Source organism: Dysgonomonas termitidis, from assembly GCF_042654545.1.
Classification (GTDB): Bacteria; Bacteroidota; Bacteroidia; order Bacteroidales; family Dysgonomonadaceae; genus Dysgonomonas; species Dysgonomonas termitidis.
On record NZ_JBHSGN010000124.1, the window covers coordinates 1 to 20368 of the forward strand.

Annotated in this window: 19 protein-coding genes; 3 read left to right on the forward strand and 16 right to left on the reverse strand. The window is 40.5% G+C overall.

All coding sequences use genetic code 11. From position 1 onward, the window contains the following. The first annotated feature begins 837 nt into the window (after nt 1-837). Nucleotides 838-1659, forward strand: coding sequence for a glycosyltransferase family 2 protein (locus ACFO6W_RS21205; protein WP_380000210.1), 822 nt, complete (start codon nt 838-840; stop codon nt 1657-1659). Between the two features lie 153 nt (nt 1660-1812). Continuing rightward, nucleotides 1813-3453: a fumarate hydratase gene (locus ACFO6W_RS21210; RefSeq protein WP_380000212.1), complete on the forward strand. Its 1641-nt coding sequence runs from the start codon at nt 1813-1815 to the stop codon at nt 3451-3453. A gap of 63 nt (nt 3454-3516) precedes the next feature. Here the strand turns inward: ACFO6W_RS21210 and ACFO6W_RS21215 are convergent, their stop codons facing one another. From ACFO6W_RS21215 to def (ACFO6W_RS21290), 16 genes are all read right to left on the reverse strand, one after another. Beyond that, nucleotides 3517-3885, reverse strand: a complete 369-nt coding sequence (locus ACFO6W_RS21215; protein WP_380000214.1) for a VOC family protein — start codon at nt 3883-3885, stop codon at nt 3517-3519. 79 nt (nt 3886-3964) lie between these two features. Then, nucleotides 3965-4759, reverse strand: a complete 795-nt coding sequence (locus ACFO6W_RS21220) for an AraC family transcriptional regulator (RefSeq protein WP_380000216.1) — start codon at nt 4757-4759, stop codon at nt 3965-3967. Nucleotides 4760-4905: 146 nt separating this feature from the next. Beyond that, nucleotides 4906-5574, reverse strand: a complete 669-nt coding sequence (locus tag ACFO6W_RS21225) for a 3-keto-disaccharide hydrolase (RefSeq protein ID WP_380000218.1) — start codon at nt 5572-5574, stop codon at nt 4906-4908. A gap of 158 nt (nt 5575-5732) precedes the next feature. Further along, nucleotides 5733-6077 carry a 50S ribosomal protein L20 gene (rplT, locus tag ACFO6W_RS21230; protein ID WP_006798843.1) on the reverse strand — a complete coding sequence of 115 codons (345 nt, stop codon included), beginning with the start codon at nt 6075-6077 and terminating at the stop codon, nt 5733-5735. Between the two features lie 105 nt (nt 6078-6182). Beyond that, nucleotides 6183-6380 carry a 50S ribosomal protein L35 gene (gene rpmI / locus ACFO6W_RS21235; RefSeq protein WP_380000220.1) on the reverse strand — a complete coding sequence of 66 codons (198 nt, stop codon included), beginning with the start codon at nt 6378-6380 and terminating at the stop codon, nt 6183-6185. Between the two features lie 55 nt (nt 6381-6435). Then, nucleotides 6436-7068: a translation initiation factor IF-3 gene (infC, locus tag ACFO6W_RS21240; RefSeq protein WP_380000222.1), complete on the reverse strand. Its 633-nt coding sequence runs from the start codon at nt 7066-7068 to the stop codon at nt 6436-6438. A gap of 72 nt (nt 7069-7140) precedes the next feature. Beyond that, nucleotides 7141-9093, reverse strand: a complete 1953-nt coding sequence (gene thrS, locus ACFO6W_RS21245; protein WP_380000225.1) for a threonine--tRNA ligase — start codon at nt 9091-9093, stop codon at nt 7141-7143. 585 nt (nt 9094-9678) lie between these two features. Then, nucleotides 9679-11733 carry a tetratricopeptide repeat protein gene (locus tag ACFO6W_RS21250; protein ID WP_380000227.1) on the reverse strand — a complete coding sequence of 685 codons (2055 nt, stop codon included), beginning with the start codon at nt 11731-11733 and terminating at the stop codon, nt 9679-9681. Nucleotides 11734-11828: 95 nt separating this feature from the next. Beyond that, entirely contained in the window at nt 11829-14234 is a 2406-nt protein-coding gene (locus ACFO6W_RS21255; protein WP_380000229.1) for an exopolysaccharide transport family protein, read from the reverse strand. A 116-nt stretch (nt 14235-14350) separates the two neighbouring features. Beyond that, a complete protein-coding gene (locus tag ACFO6W_RS21260; RefSeq protein ID WP_380000231.1) occupies nt 14351-15097 on the reverse strand; it encodes a polysaccharide biosynthesis/export family protein in 747 nt (248 codons plus the stop codon). Between the two features lies 1 nt (nt 15098). Then, nucleotides 15099-15911: a polysaccharide biosynthesis/export family protein gene (locus ACFO6W_RS21265; RefSeq protein ID WP_380000233.1), complete on the reverse strand. Its 813-nt coding sequence runs from the start codon at nt 15909-15911 to the stop codon at nt 15099-15101. Between the two features lie 19 nt (nt 15912-15930). Continuing rightward, the gene (gene def / locus ACFO6W_RS21270; protein ID WP_380000246.1) at nt 15931-16494 is read right to left on the reverse strand and encodes a peptide deformylase; all 564 of its coding nucleotides are present in this window, start codon (nt 16492-16494) and stop codon (nt 15931-15933) included. 14 nt (nt 16495-16508) lie between these two features. Then, nucleotides 16509-16934 carry a Holliday junction resolvase RuvX gene (ruvX, locus tag ACFO6W_RS21275; RefSeq protein ID WP_380000236.1) on the reverse strand — a complete coding sequence of 142 codons (426 nt, stop codon included), beginning with the start codon at nt 16932-16934 and terminating at the stop codon, nt 16509-16511. A gap of 197 nt (nt 16935-17131) precedes the next feature. Next, nucleotides 17132-17929, reverse strand: a complete 798-nt coding sequence (lptB, locus tag ACFO6W_RS21280) for an LPS export ABC transporter ATP-binding protein (protein WP_380000238.1) — start codon at nt 17927-17929, stop codon at nt 17132-17134. Between the two features lie 18 nt (nt 17930-17947). Next, nucleotides 17948-18967: a branched-chain amino acid aminotransferase gene (locus ACFO6W_RS21285; protein WP_380000240.1), complete on the reverse strand. Its 1020-nt coding sequence runs from the start codon at nt 18965-18967 to the stop codon at nt 17948-17950. A 214-nt stretch (nt 18968-19181) separates the two neighbouring features. Then, nucleotides 19182-19751: a peptide deformylase gene (gene def / locus ACFO6W_RS21290; RefSeq protein WP_380000242.1), complete on the reverse strand. Its 570-nt coding sequence runs from the start codon at nt 19749-19751 to the stop codon at nt 19182-19184. A gap of 369 nt (nt 19752-20120) precedes the next feature. Here def (ACFO6W_RS21290) and ACFO6W_RS21295 point away from each other — a divergent pair. Next, nucleotides 20121-20368 (forward strand): helix-turn-helix domain-containing protein (locus ACFO6W_RS21295; protein WP_380000244.1); only part of this gene is annotated, 248 nt, incomplete at its 3' end.

Genomic DNA, 20368 nt, shown 5'->3' on the forward strand with positions numbered 1-20368 from the left:
AACCGTTATTTTTGACGCTTGATTATGGCCGTACAGGGATGTCATGGAAAGGAAAAGAATGGCTATTGCTAATATCGGAAAAGAAATGTATCTTTACAGACTCAATCTTTTCAGGCGAATGTTGTTTTCCGCATTTTTGTTACCCGGTTGTTACTCGCCATTTTCAAAAAGTAGGCTTATATATTTATTATCAATTGATTACAAATACCATTTACCTTTATTACCTTTTTTAATAGTTACAAGTTACTTCGCCCTAGGGCAGTTACGAGTTACGAGGGAAAAAATTAGCTCCACTGACCGTTGGTTCTTAATTTTTCATTCTTAATTCTTCATTCTTAATTGCTTTCGGTGTTACCTTTGTTACTTTTTACATAGTGCTCTTTGTGTAAATCTTTGTGCCTCTTGTGGTAAAGAGCTTTAACCGCTAAGTACACGAAGAAAATCACAAAGGGCACAAAGGCTAAAAAGACTGTTACTTTTGTTCCCCTGCTCTCGCAGACGTCCCGTCTGTGTGTTGCGTAGCAAACATTTTGCCCTGTCAACAAGACACGACTGGAAGTCCGTGCCAACGGACGAAAACGTTCTGTATCTAAGGCATATGTTACGTTATACTTTGCGTCAGTAGCGATTATTGATATACAGCTGGTATATTGCATTGTTGTTTTGAGAATTTTACTAAAAAATTAATTTGTTTTTAGTTATATTTATTTAAATTCGCATGCTCTGGGAGCATTTGAATCTAAAAATTAAAAAAAATGAAAGTTAAGAATTGACTTATTTTTTTATTAATTAATTATAATAAAAGATGAAAAATTTATTTTGGAAAAAATAGACTCTATGAAAAGTAAAAATCGTGCAGATGTCTCCCTAATTGTTTCCACATATAACCGCCCTGAAGCATTGAATTTATGCTTACAAAGTATTGCAAGGCAAAAAGTTTTACCAGATGAAGTTATTATTGGGGATGATGGATCGAATGAAGAAACAAGAAAACTAATTTTATCATTTAAAAAGAACTTTCCAGTTCCACTTATCCATGTATGGCAAGAAGATAAAGGCTTTCGTTTAGCAATGAGCCGAAACAAGTCTGTTGCAGCATGCCGGTATGAATATATAATTGAAATAGACGGTGATCTTATTCTTCATCCAGAATTTATAGCTGATCATATGTCGTTTGCTCGCAAGGGCTATTTTTTGAAAGGAGGAAGAGTGAACCTTTCTCAAAAATTGACAGATGAATGCTGTAAGTCAGGAAAATTACCATCTCTCCATTTCTTTAGGCCAGGAATAATGCGACGAATCAATTCTATCCACTGCATGTTGTTAAGTAAATACTTTGCCCCTCGTTATAAGAAAAATAAAATACTGGGATTAGGTTGTAATATGTCATTTTGGAAATCTGATTATATTCGCATAAATGGATATGATGAGTTTTATGAAGGATGGGGTGGGGAAGATTGGGATTTTGCCGCCCGAATGATGCATAGTGGTGTTGATCGGCTATATTTGAAATTTTCAGGAATTATCTTTCATTTGTGGCATAATGATTTGTATATGTATAATAAAGAGGAGAATTTTAACTACTATGGTCAAAAATTAGGGGAGAATGCTACTAGATGTAAGGATGGAATTGATAAATATTTGAATGCAAAAGATTAATATAAACGGCTTCTAAGATTTATTGTTAACTATATCTTGTCTTGGAGAATCAGTTTTAAGTCTTTAAAATTTTATAAACTTGTAATCCTTGATAAGGTTGTAGATATTTGCTACTTTTGCATACAATGAAATCAACTATAAAAATATTAATTCATGGCAACACCTCCGTTTAAGTATCAGGAAACTTTCCCTCTCGGAAAGGATACTACAGAGTATTATCTCTTGTCGAAAGACTTTGTTTCTACTGCAGACTTTGAAGGTCAGGAAATTTTAAAAGTGTCACCCGAAGCACTTACTTTATTAGCACAACATGCATTCCATAATGTGGAATTCTTGCTTCGTCCCGAACATCAGGAACAAGTGGCAAAAATACTCTCCGATCCCGAAGCCAGTGATAACGATAAGTTTGTGGCACTCACATTCTTGCGTAACTCTGAAATTTCGGCTAAGGGCATACTTCCGTTCTGTCAGGATACAGGTACAGCTATTATAATGGGCAAGAAAGGCCAGAATGTGTGGACCGGAGGAAACGATGAAGAAGCTTTGTCAAAAGGGGTGTATAATACTTTTACGGAAGACAATCTGCGCTATTCGCAGAATGCGCCTCTGGACATGTATAAGGAAATAAATACAGGGACCAATCTCCCTGCACAGATAGATTTATATGCTGTAAACGGTAATGAATATAAATTCTTGTTTGTTGCCAAAGGTGGAGGTTCTGCCAATAAGACTTATCTTTATCAGGAAACAAAAGCATTGCTAACACCCGGTAAGTTGGAGACATTCCTCATCGAGAAAATGAAATCGTTGGGAACAGCGGCCTGCCCTCCTTATCATATTGCTTTTGTCATCGGCGGTACATCTGCCGAAACAAACCTGAAGACAGTGAAAATGGCTTCCACCAAGTATTATGATAATTTGCCTGCTTCGGGTAATGAAGGCGGTCAGGCTTTTCGTGATCTGGAAATGGAAGCAAAGCTATTGAAGGCTGCACAGGAATTGGGTCTTGGAGCGCAATTCGGTGGTAAATTCTTTGCCCACGATATTCGTGTGATCCGCCTGCCTCGCCACGGAGCTTCTTGTCCGGTAGGTATGGGCGTATCCTGTTCTGCTGACAGGAATATTAAAGGTAAGATCAATAAAGACGGGGTATGGTTGGAGAAGCTGGAAGATAATCCGGCGCGTCTGATCCCGCAAGAATTACGTAATGCAGGAGAAGCCGGTGGAGTAAAGATAGACCTGAACCGTCCGATGAAAGAGATTCTTGCAGAATTGACTAAATATCCGGTTTCAACCCGTTTGTCCCTCACCGGTACAATTATCGTAGGGCGTGACATTGCGCATGCGAAGTTGCAGGAAAGAATTGACAGCGGCGAAGGATTGCCCCAGTATATAAAAGACCATCCTATTTATTATGCAGGCCCTGCAAAGACACCGAAAGGTTATGCCAGCGGTTCTATGGGACCGACTACAGCAGGTCGTATGGACTCTTATGTAGATTCATTCCAGTCGCAAGGTGGCAGCCTCATTATGATTGCAAAAGGGAACCGCAGCCAGCAGGTAACAGATGCCTGTCATAAGCATGGAGGCTTCTATCTGGGTAGTATTGGCGGTCCGGCGGCTATTCTGGCGCAAAACAGCATCAAGAGCCTTGAGTGTCTCGAATATCCTGAGCTTGGCATGGAGGCTATATGGAAAATTGAGGTAGTTGATTTCCCGGCGTTCATCTTAGTCGATGATAAGGGGAATGATTTCTTCCAACAATTGAAGCCGGTTAATTGTGCGATGTGCTGAATCCGGTTAGTTTATAATACAAATACAAGAGGCTGCCCGTTTCAGCAGCCTCTTTTTATCTCCTTATTTATCGGAATATAGTCCGATGTGATTACCCTCGCAGTCGGCGAATACACAAAAATACCCTAGCCCTTCGACCTCTATTTTTGTTTTAGGAATTACGACCTTTCCCCCCTTCGATTCAACAATAGCTAAGGAAGCGGATATATCTTCACAATTGAGGCTGATAAGAACCCCGTTTTGAGACGGGATAAAATCTTCCGCCCATGAAATTGCTCCGGAGTTTTTACCGTCTTCACCCGGAAAGAAAGCCATTTTTTCATGCTCGCAATCACATTTGCTCATGCTGATACTGAATATTGATTCATAAAACTTTACTGCCCTGTCAAAGTCTTTGCAGGGAATTTCGAAAAATGCGACTAGTCTTTTCATAAAATTTGTTTTTAGTTTGACTTTACAAAAGTAATGCGTCCGGCTTTCGGGATCTTGTAAAAAAAGGACATTCAGCATATCAGGAAAAATAGTCGGAATATGGATTGCATACAGCCATATATTCGTATGGAGTATATCCCGAGAAACTTTTAAACTCCTTTATCAGATGCGGCTGGTCGTAATATCCGCAATCGAAAGCCAGTTCTGTAATATTAATATCCGGGGTGTTCTGCAATATATATAAGGCCCTCTGAAAACGTATTATACGTGTAAATTCTTTAGGGTTGGCTCCTACATATTCCGTAAATATACGGTTGAACTGCTTATAACTGAGGCAGGCTATTTCGGATAGGGAGGTAATACTTGACTGATGTTTGAGGTTTATAGCGGTTATTACTGCTGTTATCCGTTTCCGGTTGTAATTGTCAAATATCCTCAGGCGGGAGATAAGTCCGGATTCTATCAGCGCTATTGCCTTATTGTTATCCTTTTCGTGATAGATGCGGTCTTTCAGCTCGTTCAGGGAGTTATCGCTCAAGTCGCTAATAGATACATCTATACCGTAAAACTCACTCATAGGCATTGGAAAGAATGCCTTAGCTCCGAAAGGATGGAAAACAACGACAATCATATTCACCTTGCCGGTAGAAGCCAAGTCGGTAAAACCTGCTGATTGTCCGCATATGAAGGACTGAGGTTGGAGTTTATTATCGGATAGCTTCATTTTATCGCCACGATGGAATATCATTTGCATAAACCCGGTAGGAATTATCCGTTCCGAAACAGGGGCGATTCCATCTGTTTCCAATATCCAGTAATGTTTAACAAACGGAGCCAGTATCGGTGAAGGTTGTATGAATCTGAAAGTTTCCATTGAGGTAGATGTATGAAAAATGAAATAGATGCAAAGTTAAGAGATAATCTTTTCTTTGTCTTGTAAAAAAAGGACATAGGTATAATGAAAAAGGGTGATAAAATTGATTGCCACCCTCTTTATATATGAATCAGATACTCTGAAGATTATCTCAGACTACGTATTTTTGCATTGCGGAACCAGATTAAGGAGTTTCCATGTTTTCCTTGCAATCCGATAAATCCTTTTGTCGGTAGTTCGGCGAATGGTTTAGGCAGCCAACTCGGAATTTTTGTTCCATCAGGATTTGTTGTTCCCGAAGTCCATTTACTCATATCCATTTCTGTAACTTTCTGACCATTAAGTGTTACAGTGATATGCTGTCCTTCGCATTTTATATGCATGCGGTTCCATTCTCCCGGTTTTTTTACTATTTTGTCTTTGGTTGCCCCCAGGTGGCCATAGATAGCACCGCATTTTTCATATGGCTTGGCATTCTTGAAATGCTCGCTGTGGTCATCGGCGATTTGTATTTCTACCGAATTGGGTATCCAGTTTTTAGTATCCGTACAATAAACAACGACTCCGCTATTGGTTGCTTCATCCGTTTTGAATTCGAGATCGAGTTCAAAATTTTCATATTCGGTGGTAGTCCAGATGGATTCGTCTTTTATAGCGCCGAGTACCCCGTCTTTTTCGCTCCATACCTCCGGATTATAATTCGCATCGGAAAGATTAGTGCCGAAAAGCGGTTTCCATTTATTTTTATTTGCTGCAAAAACAGAAAAAGAGCAGAGAAATAAGAAGATTGATGAAATTAAAATGATACGTTTCATGACATTTATTTTTAAGTAATACATTAAATAAATCATAAGGCAAACAAATGTATCGCTTTTTTAACAGTTTAATGTATGAAATTCATAAAAATATCATCCGGTATAAATAAAAAAAGACCGGCATACGAATCCGGCCTTTTGCATATGGCAAAGTATATTTATTTTACTTTATCTACAATAGCCTTGAACGCTTCAGGGTGGTTCATGGCAAGGTCGGCAAGGACTTTGCGGTTGATTTCCACTCCGTTTTTGTGAAGGGCTCCCATCAGGCGGGAATAAGACATTCCTTCAAGACGTGCAGCTGCGTTGATACGTTGTATCCACAGTGCGCGGAAATTGCGTTTTTTAGCGCGACGGTCACGGAATGCATAGGTAAGACCTTTTTCCCATGTGTTTTTTGCTACTGTCCATACATTTTTGCGGGCTCCGTAGTAACCTCTTGTTAGCTTTAATACTTTTTTTCTGCGGTTGCGTGACGCAACATGATTGACTGATCTTGGCATAATTTACATTGTTTTGAATGTCAGCGGTTCCCGTGCTTTGGAACTCTTTGGTGCATACATCCGGTTAATAAATCTTTAAAACTTGCTTTTGTAAAACGAAATAGATTATTTAAGAGCTAATAATTTTTTCACAGCTTTCTCATCTACTTTGTGGACAAGTGAAGTGTGAGTCAGATTTCTCTTTTGTTTTTTCGTTTTCTTAGTCAGGATGTGACTTTTGAAAGCATGTTTTCTTTTGATTTTTCCTGATCCGGTAAGGGCGAACCTCTTTTTGGCACCGGAATTAGTCTTCATTTTTGGCATCTCAGTTTATTAATTTAATTATTTATAAAGTACGGATATATACAAAGTATTCGTTTTATTCTTCGTTGTTCTCTTCTTTTGGTTTGTCCACTTTTTTCTCTATAACCTTTTTCTCACCGTCTTTCGGTTTAGCCGGAGCCGGAGCTTTTACAGGTTGCTTTTTAGGAGAAAGCATCATGATCATCTTTTTACCTTCAAGCGCAGGCAGTTGATCTACTTTTCCTAAGTCTTCAAGTTCTGTAGCAAAACGGAGTAGAAGAACCTCTCCTTGTTCCTTAAACAGGATCGAACGTCCTTTGAAGAATACATAAGCTTTTACTTTTGCTCCTTCTTCAAGGAAGTTTTTCGCATGATTGAGTTTGAAGTTAAAGTCATGGTCGTCGGTTTGTGGTCCGAAACGGATCTCTTTTACCACAACTTTTACAGACTTGGCTTTGGCTTCTTTCTGTTTTTTCTTCTGCTGATAAAGGAACTTCTGATAATCGGTGATTCTACAAACAGGGGGATCGGCTGTTGGAGAAATTTCAACCAAATCAAGTTCGAGGTCATCAGCTAGTCGTAAGGCTTCGTTTATGGTGTATACACCTTGTTCTACATTGTCACCGACTAAACGGACTTCCCGAGCCCGAATATTTCCATTGATTTTGTGTAACTCTTCTTTGCGATTATTAAATCTGTTGTTTCTCATTCAAAAACTGTTAGAATTCCTTTATCTTTTTTATTTAAATATTTAATTTTCAAAAATATAAACAATGAATACTTAGGATTGCTGCTCCCATGCATTCATCATTTTTTCTACTTCTTCATTCAATTGGGCAGCAAAGTTAGTAAATTTCATCGAACCTTTATCACCTTCGCCCTGTTTTCTTACCGAAACTTCTTCTGTTTCTGCCTCTTTCTCGCCTACAATGAGTAAATAAGGGATTCTTTTCAACTCATTATCGCGGATTTTACGTCCTATTTTTTCATTACGGTCATCCACTTGTGAACTAATTCCCTGTTGTTTGAAATAGCTGTTCACTCTGTGAGCATAATCATTGAACTTCTCGCTGATAGGTAATATTACTACCTGGTCAGGCGCCAGCCATAACGGGAATTTACCCGCAGTATGCTCGATAAGCACTGCAATGAAACGCTCCATCGAACCAAACGGTGCACGGTGAATCATCACCGGGCGGTGTTTTTGGTTGTCGGCTCCTGTATATTCGAGTTCGAAACGTTCAGGGAGATTATAGTCAACCTGTATTGTTCCCAACTGCCAGCGACGGCCTAAGGCGTCTTTTACCATAAAGTCGAGCTTAGGACCATAGAAGGCCGCTTCGCCAAGTTCAACTTTTGCAGGCAGGCCTTTTTCTTCACAGGCTTCTATAATAGCCCGCTCTGCTTTTTCCCAGTTTTCATCGCTACCGATATATTTTTCGCGGTTTTCAGGGTCGCGTAAAGATATCTGGGCTTCGAAATTTTCAAAGTCAAGCGCCTTAAAGATAATGAAAACAATGTCCATTACTTTCAGGAATTCAGCTTTCAATTGCTCAGGTGTACAGAATATATGCGCATCGTCCTGAGTAAATCCGCGGACACGGGTTAAGCCGTGAAGTTCCCCACTTTGTTCGTAGCGGTAAACAGTACCAAACTCAGCCAGACGCAAAGGAAGGTCTTTGTATGAGCGTGGAATTATTTTGTAAATCTCGCAGTGGTGAGGACAGTTCATAGGTTTCAATAAGAACTCTTCTCCTTCTTCCGGTGTATGGATAGGCTGGAAAGAATCCTTACCGTACTTTTCGTAGTGTCCTGAAGTAACGTACAATATCTTGCTGCCTATATGGGGGGTCATCACCTGCTGGTAATCAAATTTACGCTGGATCTTCTTTAAAAAATCTTCCAGTTTCAAACGCAACTGGGTACCACGTGGAAGCCATAGCGGAAGCCCTTTTCCTACATTCTCGGAAAAAGCGAACAATTCCAGTTCTTTCCCTATCTTGCGATGGTCGCGTTTTTTCGCTTCCTCAAGCAGAACCAGATACTCGTCCAGCATTTTCTTTTTAGGGAAAGTGATGCCGTAGAGACGGGTAAGCTGTTTACGCTTTTCATCGCCACGCCAGTATGCACCTGCCGCACTAAGGATTTTTACAGCCTTAATGTAAGATGTATTGGGTAAGTGCGGCCCACGGCAAAGGTCTGTGAACACACCTTGTGTATATGTTGTGATGGTGCCGTCTTCAAGATCATTTATAAGCTCTACCTTATAATTTTCGTGACGGGCATCGAACATCTTTATTGCATCTGCTTTGGAAATACTCTGGCGTTTGATTTCTTCTTTATTGGCGATAAGTTCCATCATCTTTGCTTCTATCTTAGCAAAGTCCGCGTCTTTTACGGGAGTATCACCAAAGTCTATATCATAATAAAATCCGTTTTCGATGGCAGGCCCGATACCAAATTTGGCATGAGGATAAAGTATCTGTACGGCTTCGGCCATAAGATGGGCGGAAGAGTGCCAGTATGCGTGTTTACCGTCTTCATCTTCCCATTTCAGCAGTTCGATCGTCGCGTCTTCGTCTATTGGACGGGTCAGATCCCATACTTGTCCATTGACCTTGGCTGCAAGTACGTCCTGAGCCAGACGCGAACTGATGCTTTCTGCTATCTGCATCGATGTGGTTCCTTTTGCAAATTCTCGCACGGAACCATCCGGAAATGTAATTTTTATCATTTTTAGTTTCTATTTAATTATGCAGCTCCTACAAATAAGCTACTTTTTTGAACTTGCAAAAATAATCATTTTTTGTAACAGATGTGATATTCTGTCTATTTTATTTCTGTAAGCGGCTATTGATGACTGGTTATAAAAAAAGGTAACAAAGGTTACACTTTTTCAGTAAACAGTAAACAGTCAACAGTTAGCAGTCAACAGTATTTCATGCAGAGACGCTAAGGCGCAAAAGGTAACAAAGGTAACAGATATATCAGTTAACAGTAAACAGTCATCAGTAAACAACTCGTAAGATGTAGAACTTTGCGCCTTTGCGTCTTTGCGTGAAACAAAACAAAACGCCAGCCAACTTGTAACTCGTAACTGCCCGAAGGGCGCAGAAATAACATTCGCCGAAGCGAAGGCGAGGCAAACTTGTAACTGCTTTAATCAATATTTCAAAGAACTATCAGCTAACAGCTAAAGGCTACCGGCTCTTATTCTATAGATAAAATTTTTGCAGGAGATTAAAAGATAGTTATAAAAATATTCCTCATAGAATTTTATACAGTTCTATGAGGAATATTTATCGGGAGTATTTTTGATTTATTCTGTCATACGCTTAATAATGCTATAAGCTTCCACTACGCCCATTTCCCCGGCTTTACGCATATCGTCCAGTGCACGGTCTTTGTCTTTGACCTGGAAGCGGCTTAGTCCCCTGTTGTAGTACCCTTCGGCAAACTCAGGGTCGCGTCTGAGAGCTTCGTTATAGTCAAGTATGGCGGCACGGTAATCGTTTTGTTTATAACGTATTCCCGCCCTGTTGTAATAAGCATAAATAAATTCCGGATTGAGTTCTATCACCTTATTATAATTCTTGACAATGAGGTCGTACTCCATTTTACCCGGGTCTATGATGGTTGTTGTAGCGGGTAATGAATTATCTTTCTTTATCCCGCCCAAGGTAGCCAAATCCGTTTGATCGCTTTTCTTTTCGTACTCAGGCACATTCTCCCGCAGGTTGAGCTGTTTTGTATATACAACGGCCAGATTGAAGTATGCCAGCGTAAATTTCGGATCGAGACTGATTGCCTTATTAAAGTCTTCGATAGAGTTGGTAAAATCCTGCACGAGCATATAATCCATAGCCCTGGCAAAATACAGGTCGGCATTTGCCGGCTGATCGGCAATGCGTTTCGACAGGTCGTCTATCGATTTGAAGTGTTCCTGTATCTGGAATTCGTTCAGCGAGGCCTCACTGTTGGTGATCCTAAGTTTCTTAGGAAGTATCGCCCGTTTGTTTATATTGTCGATAAGCTGGCTGTAATATACAAACCTGCGTATATCATTCGGTTTTTCGTAATATGAAACAATAAACTGAGGTTCCAGATCCAGTTTGACCTGTTTATTTTGTATGCGGCCCCGGGTATCATTGTTATATTTGCTTTTTTCTTCTTCTGTCTTATCTGCTACGACAAGCAGGTTAAATTTGTCAATGTCTTTATCCGATTTCTCCCTTGTCTTGTCCTTTTCTGATTTTTCTTCGGTTTGTCCGGCCAAAATTTCTTTGTTTTTGCGGCTTTCTTCGTTGCGGGCATAATTGAAATCGCGTTCAGCGCCTTTCAGGTCATTTTGGCGGCGTTTAATCTCGGAACGCATATAAAATCCGTGGTAAAATTCAGGATATTCAGCCAGTACAACATTCAGGTCTTCCAAAGACCCTGTGTAATCCCCGATATTATTTTTTATCAGGGAGCGGTTGAAGTATGCTATATAGTTGTTCGGCTCATACTTCAATACTATATCAAAGTCGGCTATGGCACGGTTGTCGTCACCCACTTGTGAGCGTAGTAATCCCCGGTTGAAACGTGCGATTATATTGTTTGGGTCGAGGTCGATAACCTTGTCGTAGTCGGACATCGCTCCGCGCAGGTCGTTTTTTGAATACCGTATCAGTCCCCGGTTGATATAATTACCGGATTGAAGCGGGTCTATCCGTATAGCTTCGTCCAGGTCGGCCAATGCTTTGTCATAGTCCTTTTTGTAATAATGTAGCAACCCGCGCATAGAGTAGGATTGAGGCAGGTATTTGTCGAGTTTTATAGCCTGATTATAATTCTCGAAGGCTTGTACTGTATCCCCTTTTTCCTGATAGAGCGCACCTCTGGTAAGGAAGCCCTGTGTATAGGCCGGATAGGATTTTAGCAGGGTATTCAGGTATTTTTCGGCTTCTTCATAATCTTTCTTCTGGATATTGACTATACCCATGTTGATTAATACAAACTTATCGTTAGGATATACTTCCAGCGAAACTTTGTAATCTTCCAATGCTCCATCATAATTATTCTGATTCTGGCGGGCATCGGCACGCAGCTGATAAGCTTTCGACATGAAGGGATTTCTTTCCAGTGCCAGAGTACAATCGTCTTCCGTACCCCTGTAATCGTCGAGGTAATATTTTGCAATAGCCCGGTAAAAGTAAGGCTCAGCGAGGTATGGTTTTGCTTTTATGGCCTGGTTGAAGTATTGTATAGCCAGTACGTAATCTTCGAAATAGAGCGAGTTGCGCCCTATTAAGATTACGCGGTCGGTGTTAATCTGGGAAACGCCGATCAGGCTGTTTATCAGAACAAGTATTGAAAATAAAAATCTCTTCACGATAGATTGTATTAATCATTGAGCAGCAAATATATGAATAATACATTAACAAAAAAGAAGAGAGGCTCTCACAGCCTCTCTTTTTAATATATTTTTTAGTTTTCGAAATAGTCGTCGTGATAGTATGAGTTCTTTTTGAGATAATATGTCCTGTCTCCATAGTAGCGGGATGTGCCGTAATAGCCTTCACGTCCTTTAACATCGTTGAAGACAAGCGCTATATCTTCCACGCCATCGTATTTCAACTGGGTAATAACGCTTTTGAAGAATGATTTGTTTGTCTTGGCCCGGCGCACGACGAACAATGTCGTGTCTGCTATCTCTGATAGTATATATGCATCCGACACCAGTCCCACAGGGCTACAGTCGATGATTACATAATCGTATATTTCTTTCAGGTGTTCCAATACTTGTTTTGTTTTGGCCGTTTTTATCAATTCGCTCGGGTTTGGTGGTAATGTCCCCGCAGGAATAATATCGAATCCATAGTCGGGATGGGAGTAAGTAATTTCGTCCAGTGTCACTTGTCCTATGAGGTAATTCGATATCCCTTTCTGTGAGTCTATTTGCAGGGTTTTAGCAACCGAAGGGCGGCGGAGGTCTAAGTCCACAATGATAACTTTCTTGCCCATCAATTGATATACGGACGCAATATTTGTGGCTATGAACGTTTTACCGTCAGCCGGCTCGGTAGAAGTAACCAGGACTGTAATCTTGTTTTCGCGTTGCGCCATGTACTCAATCCTGACACGCATATTGCGGAACGATTCGGCAAAACTCGATTTAGGATAGTTCTTGACCAAAACTACTCCATTATTGAGTTTCTTCGAAACGTTTTCTATTGTACCGATAACGGGAAATCCTGAAATTTTCTCACATTCTTCTTTTGTTGTTATGGAGAAATTTAATATTTCTTCTTTCAGTACCACAAAGCATAATGGAAGGATGAGGCCTATAATGAAATAGTATGTGTAGTTCTTACCTATTTCTCCCCCGTTGACAGCACCACCCATTTGCCGGGGCGCTTCCCAGATAAAGTTGTCCGGCGTGTTTGATGCCTTTTGTATCTCGGCTTCATATTGTCTTTGGGTAAGATATTGGTGGTACATCTCATTTACCCGGAACTCCCGCTGGAATTTTACCAGATCCCGTTCCTGCGGCGGAAGGTTGTCTATTTTCAGCTGGAGCACTTCATATTTTCGTACCAGGGCATCTTTCTGGTTTTGAAGATTGATCTGGGAAACTTGTATTTCCTGTAAAATCTTTACCCTGAGGTCGTTCAGTTCGTCGATCGTTTTATTATATAATGGATTTTTCGCGCCCAGGTTCCGGGCCTTTTGAAGCAATTCATTATACAGCGTCACAAATTCGCTTAATTTGGGATTCCTTATATTCATACTGGCAGGGTCCATCAGGTCGTCGGTGCCGAGAATCCTCTCTTTTATTTTTTCAGTCAGGAGCAGCACTGATTTTTCCTTCAGGGAAAGGGCGTCTTTTTCCCTGTCGGCACTGTCGAGGGCTATTCTTAACGATTGGGATGAGATATCATATACTCCTGTTTCTTTTTGGAATTTTTCAAGTTTGAAACGTGAAATATCTAACGAGTCGTTGATTAATTTCAGCTGTTTGCTCAGGAATTCTATCGTAAGTTCTGCCTGTTCATTCTTTAGCCCAAGGTTGTAATTCTCAAATTCCTTGAGCAATATATTCAGGTAATCAATGTCTTTGGCCGGATTTGTGCCTGACATGGAGATGGATAAGATGGATGAATTGTTTTCAAGTTCAGAACGGATTCGTCCGTTATATATTCCTATCAACTGGTCTTCGGACAGGAATCTGAAATTGAATGTTGATATATCCGGTTTAAAGGCGCCTTTAATATCGTTTCTGAAATTGGGTGTCTTATGTAGTTTTATTTTAAAAAGCTTATAATCAATTTCTTGGTTGAATGGGGTTATCAGGGAGATTTTAGTTTCCGACTTGGGATCTTCCTTATAGCTGATTTCGCATTTTTCCGGATCTATATAGCTGATTTCGTATGAGTAATTATATGCTTCAGGCTTGATATCGATCATTTCTATTTCGATAGGAGTGTCGGTGTACAAGCTGATATATTTAAACCGGGTTTGTATATAGTATTCGATACGCATTTTCGCCGGTAAACTTTTTACAGTCCGTTCGGTGAGTCCATAGGATTTCAATACAATTTGCTGGTTTTCAGTATTACGCAATAAAGTTCCTGTAGGAACGGAACCCGCAACAACACTGGCCGTGTTCCTGTCTTCCAAAATCATCAGGGCCTGAACGTAGAATACGGGCACCCAGGATTTATTTTTTATATATGCATAGCCAAGAAATACGGCGACCGATATAATAAAAAGATACCAGTATTTCAAAATACGGTAAAACCAAAGGACAAAATCGAATGATATGTTTGTCTTTGTCTTTACTTCCTCGAAATAGGGATCGGACTCTATTACTTTTTTATTGTTATTATCCATGATAACTATCTGTTTCTATAACGCTTATGTTTGGGTGTTTGTTCTTGGTCAAACTTTGGAGCTAACTGAATGTTTATAGTCTTTATTCCTCTACATCTATGCTTCCCGCAGCTTTATTAAAAGCCTCTGTATATGATTGAATATAATAAGAACTGTAATGGTACAGACATCGTTGTAATAAATGAACTCATCGAACTGATGTCAAAGAATGAATTTTTGTTTGTAGGAAAATAAATTACATCGTTTGGTTTAATATAATAATATTCGGACTGGATTACATCCTGACTTCTCAGATCAAATGTTTTTACCTGTGTATTCCCATCAGTACCTTTTCTGACTATGCTCACTCTGGTCAGATCCATCAGTCCGGTTGTCTGTTGTGATATGGCCAATGCCTGGTAAATAGTCATATTGTCTTTGTATACCTGGTAAGATCCTCTTTTATCATTGGCATAAATATAGAAAAAATTATTGGCCATAGTTACTTTTACCTGTACATCTTTTACCGATTGTTGCATCAGGTTTTGTATGATGATCTCCGCTTCCTGTACCGTATGACCGGCTACTTTGGCTGTGCCGAAGAACGGAAGTATAACAGTGCTGTCTTCATATATTGTATATGTTTTCAATACATTCTGGTTGTTTGTAATCACAGAATTGAAAGTGCTTACCAGTTCCTGGTCACTGGATGAAATAGCGCATGATATCATGTCTCCGACGTCCAGCTTATACTCCTTGAATTCTTGTAAAGGATACTGTTTGTCTATAGCCTGAAGGTAATTTATCTCTTCGCTCGATATGCAGGAAGAGAAAATACCTGAGATGGATATACAGAGTAGCAGAAAATATAATGTGTATTTCATATTAAAAAATTCTGAGTATTAATATTACAACGCCGGCTAGTGATGTTACCATGCCGAAAATTCCGGTAAATGATGTGGTTGCCCCCAGGAATTTGCCTTTGGTCTGAGGTACGTATATAACATCGTTTGGCTGTATATAATAAAATTCTGTGTCAATAATATCTTTACTTCTCAGATCGAATGTTTTGGTAAGCGATCCGCCGGCATTCTGCCTGATGATGGTCACCTTGGACCGGTCGCCGTATGGGCCGATATTGGTAGCTATGGACAGTGCCTGGTATATCGTCATAGAGGTGCTGGTCATCGTTATCCTGTTTGCCCCGGCTTCTCCCAGTACACTGAAATACCTGTTTGCAAGTGTTACATCAGCCATGGTTCCTTCCGAAAAGGTATTCAGTTTCTGGCTGATAGCAGTTTTTATTTGTAGGAGGGTAAGTCCCTGGACATATATTTTCCCTACATAGGGAAAGTTAATAGTACCGTCGGCATAAACGGTTGTAGGCCTTATGTTCCACGTGTTTTCCAGACTTCTGATTTCGGAGCCTACACTTACGCCAGTCGATTCGTTCATGCCTCTGTATGTAGATTGGGGGCTATAACCCGCAAACATATTTGCTGTTTCACGGTCCCATGCATATACAATGATGCTCAACTGATCTCCGGGGATGACTTTGTATTCTTCTGCCTTGACCATAAGCTGAGGGTAATTCAGCTTTATATCCTGCAGTAAGTCCGTTTGCTTGTTTGTTACACAAGAACTGAGACTTGAGATAATACAAAACAGTATTAAAAGTGCTTTTGCTAGGCTTTTCATAAATTATATATCCGGTTTCTCAATTTCTACTATCCGAAGGTTTTACTTTGTAATGACAATTGGTCCTTCCTTTCATTAAATTGTTCAGTTTGCCCTTTATTAATTGTTTGCGTATGCCCGATATCTTATCTATAAACAATATTCCCTCTATGTGATCGTATTCATGCTGTATGCAACGTGCGAAGAATGCATCATATACTTCGTCATGAGGAATAAAATCCTCATCGAGATATTGTATGCGGATTTTTTCTTCCCTGTCTACATTTTCATTGATACCCGGTATGCTGAGGCAACCCTCTTCCATTTTTACTACCTCACCTGTTTCTTCAATAATAACCGGATTGATGAATACTTTCTTGAATCCTGAGTAGATTGGGTTATCTTCGGCCAAAGGTTCCAGGTCTATAACAAAGAGGCGTATATCCAGTCCTATCTGGGGGGCGGCTAATCCGATACCATCAGCATTGTACATGGTTTCGAACATATTTTCGATAAGTTCTTTCAGATTGGGATAACCGGATGTGATCTCCCTGGTTTTCTTCCTTAGCACCGGATGACCATACAGATATATGGGTAGTATCATATTTTTTTTATTGTTCATTTGTTTTGTAATCGCAGGCTCTCCATATAGCTTTGCAGTATGATGACCGCACTGATTTCGTCTACAAGAGCTTTGTTTTGCCTGTCTTTCTTTTTCAGACCCGCATCAATCATTGTTTTTTGAGCTAAGGCAGATGTAAAGCGTTCGTCGTACATTTCAACAGGGATATCCGGATAAAGTGCTTTCAGCTTTTTTACAAATGGGAGAATATGCTTCATATTCTCAGAGTATTCGTTATTCATTTGTTTCGGCAGGCCTACTATGATGCGCTCAACATTTTCTCTCTCCAGATAGGTTTTAAGATAATCGAACAGAGTATGAGTAGGAACAGTAGTCAAGCCGTTAGCAATAATTTTAAGCGTATCGGAAACCGCTATGCCTGTTCGCTTTGTCCCATAATCTAAAGCCAAAAATCTTCCCATATTAAAAAACAAAGGTAGATAAAAAACTTTATTTATCTCTAATCTAATTAAGTAAATAGTAAGAATGTTCTCTATTTTGTTATATATAGCAAAAATAGGAGTAAAATTGGTTGTGTATAAAGATAATATCCTATTTTTCTATCAGTTGTGTTTGTAAAGTTACTTTAGTAATAATGAGTTTCCCGGGGGATGATGCATTACTCTTTCAGGTGTTCGAAGTTGCGGCGCTTCAGTTCGAAATCGCGACCAAGGTATTTTTCCCTTACGATTTCATTATTCGCCAGCTGTTCCGCTGTTCCCTGAAACAGAACCTTTCCTTCGAATAGCAGGTATGCCCGGTCGGTAATACTGAGCGTTTCGTCCACATTGTGGTCGGTTATAAGTATTCCGATGTTTTTATATTTGAGCTTGGCTACGATTTCCTGTATGTCCTGTACGGCAATCGGGTCTACTCCGGCGAAAGGCTCGTCGAGCATGATGAATTTAGGGTCTATGGCCAGGCAACGGGCTATTTCAGAACGCCGGCGTTCACCTCCGGATAACCTGTCTCCCAGATTTTTCCTCACTTTCTGCAGTCCGAATTCTTCTATCAGGCTTTCCAGCTTTTCTTTTTGGTAGGCCGCGGAAGTTTTTGTCATTTCCAGAATAGAACGTATATTGTCTTCTACCGTCATTTTCCGGAAGATAGACGCTTCCTGCGCCAGGTATCCGATTCCGTTCTGCGCCCGTTTGTACACGGGGAATTTTGTTATCTCCTGTTCGTTGAGGAAAATTTTGCCTTCATTCGGCATTACAAGTCCCACGGTCATATAGAAAGTGGTAGTTTTACCCGCCCCGTTAGGGCCGAGCAATCCTACGATCTCTCCCTGCTTCACGTCTATCGAAACGTGATTGACAACTGTTCTCGATTTATATCGTTTAACCAGGTTTTCGGTACGCAGCACCATGTGCTGTTCTTCCTGAATGGCTGTTTCTTCTGTTATTATTTCCTCCATGCCTGTTGATAAGGATACTTATTCCAATATGGTAACCCAGCCGTGTGTGTCGGGCTCGTCCCCTTGTTGTATTCCTTTCAGTTTGTTGTATAATCTTGTGCTTATAGGGCCCGCATTTCCGTCTTTGGATATTACATACGATTTGTCTTCGTCTATATCGTCCACCCTTAGTATCGGGCTTATAACGGCAGCGGTACCCACTTGCCCCGCTTCTTCGAATGTAGCCAGTTCTTCTTCGGGCACTTGCCTGCGCTCAACTTTCATTCCCATGTCTTCGGCCAGTTGCATCAGGCTTTTGTTGGTAATGGACGGCAGTATAGATGAAGAAAGAGGGGTGATGTATGTATTGTCCTTGATCCCGAAGAAATTGGCAGGGCCGCATTCGTCCAGATATTTCTTTTCTTTGGCATCCAGATACAATACCGCGGAATAGCCCATTTCGTGCGCTTTATTTCCGGCCACAAGGCTGGCAGCGTAGTTTCCTCCTATTTTTATCGTACCTGTGCCTAATGGTGCAGCGCGGTCGAATCCGCGAAGAATGGCTACAGGTGTAGGTTTGAATCCTTCTTTGAAGTAAGGCCCCACGGGTGTTACAAACACAAGGAAAAGATATTCATTGGCAGGTTTTACTCCTACCTGCGCACCCAAACCTAGCAATAAAGGACGGATGTATAATGAAGCTCCGCTTCCATAAGGAGGAACGAAGCGTTCATTCAGTTTTACTGCTTTCAGAACGGTTTCTTCAAATACCTCCACAGGCAGTTCGGCCATCATAATACCATGACACGAAGATTGCATGCGCAAAGCATTGTCATGCATTCTGAATATGCGGATTTTACCATCTTTGCCCCTGAATGCTTTCAGTCCTTCAAATGCTTCTTGTCCGTAATGAAGGCAGGTCGCGGCCATATGAATGTCAATAGATTCGGATGTGGTTTCGGCAGGGGTGCTCCATTTACCATCTTTGTAATAACTTCTTACATTGTAGTCTGTCTTCATGTATCCGAAAGACAAATTTGACCAGTCTATAGCATTCATATCAGTAAAAGTTTTAGCATCAATAATAATTGATAGGATTGTTTATTCCCACAAAAATACAATTTTCGGTGATATAAGGATTAAAAATTAGTCATTAAGTTTGGCTTTTAATGAAAGAAAGTATTTTATATCATTCATTAAGCCTGCAACTGCCGGCCGTGTATTTTTCCAGAGCACTGTAAATAGTCTGGGATATGTATCCGTAAATATCCTGTTATCTGCTTCTCTGAAGACTTGCGGCTCCGTCGAATAGCCTGTCTGTAAATAAAATACCTTGCAGGTGGTCGAATTCATGCTGAAAGATAACTCCGGTGAAATCACTGCCCCGCGACTGCCCCGACAATCTTTCTTTTATCAGTTCTCCTTTTTCATTGTAGTACTCTACATCTATCCATGCATAACGTTTGGTACTTCCTGATAGTTCGGGAACGGAAAGGCATCCGTCACCTTCAAAACAGATGGTTTCGCCGGAATGATTTACGATGCGCGGATTGATAGCCACCTGAATCGCTTTATCCGGGCGGTCTATTCGTGTAAATAAAAATAAGTTCCGGCCCACACCCACCTGAGGAGCCGCGATTCCGACACCTGATTCTACGGCCAGTGTAAGTTTCAGCCGTTGGATAAAGTGCAGCCAGTCCTTGTCGGATACAATATCTTTAATGTTTATATCGATGCTTTTTTTCCTCAGGAAGAGGGAATCATCTATATTGTCCGTCTGTAATACTCTGAACGGGGTGTCAATACCGTGGCTGTTGGTTAATGTCTTTTCTTTTGTAGTCATATTTCTTATTGAATTACACGCAGATAGGGCAATGCTTAGCAAAAGCATATATATAATTTTTTTCACTGCATTATTGAATTGAGATTTGATACAAAGATAATAAAATGTCGGTTAATAATGCGGCTTCAAAGAAACAAGTGCTACTTTATTTATGGGCGTCATTGGGCTAAGTAATTTTATTCGCCGGCACCCACTGGCGTGGACTTCCAGTCCGTGTCCTGTTGACAGGGCAAAAATGTTTACTACGCCACACACAAGCGGGGCATCTGCGCGGGCAGAGGCTATGTCAGCGTAACTGAAAATTTATCAAAACCAAATATCTTTATCTGTATAAGAAACTGATTATTAACATTAATATTTAAGTATCTTATGAAGTATAAAGAGAAAACGGCCTCAGAGATTATCCGGATGATAGAACAGGACTTGTGCAGTATCTCCGAAATATGCAAAACATTTAAAATAAGCCGCAAGACATTTTACGAATGGAAAAAGGCAAAACCGGAGTTCGGCGAAGCGGTGGAAGAAGCCATCGACCACCGCGAAGAGGTGATGATAGCCTCGGCACGTATCGGACTGAAACAACTGCTCGAGGGATACATGCAGAAAAAAGAGAAGGT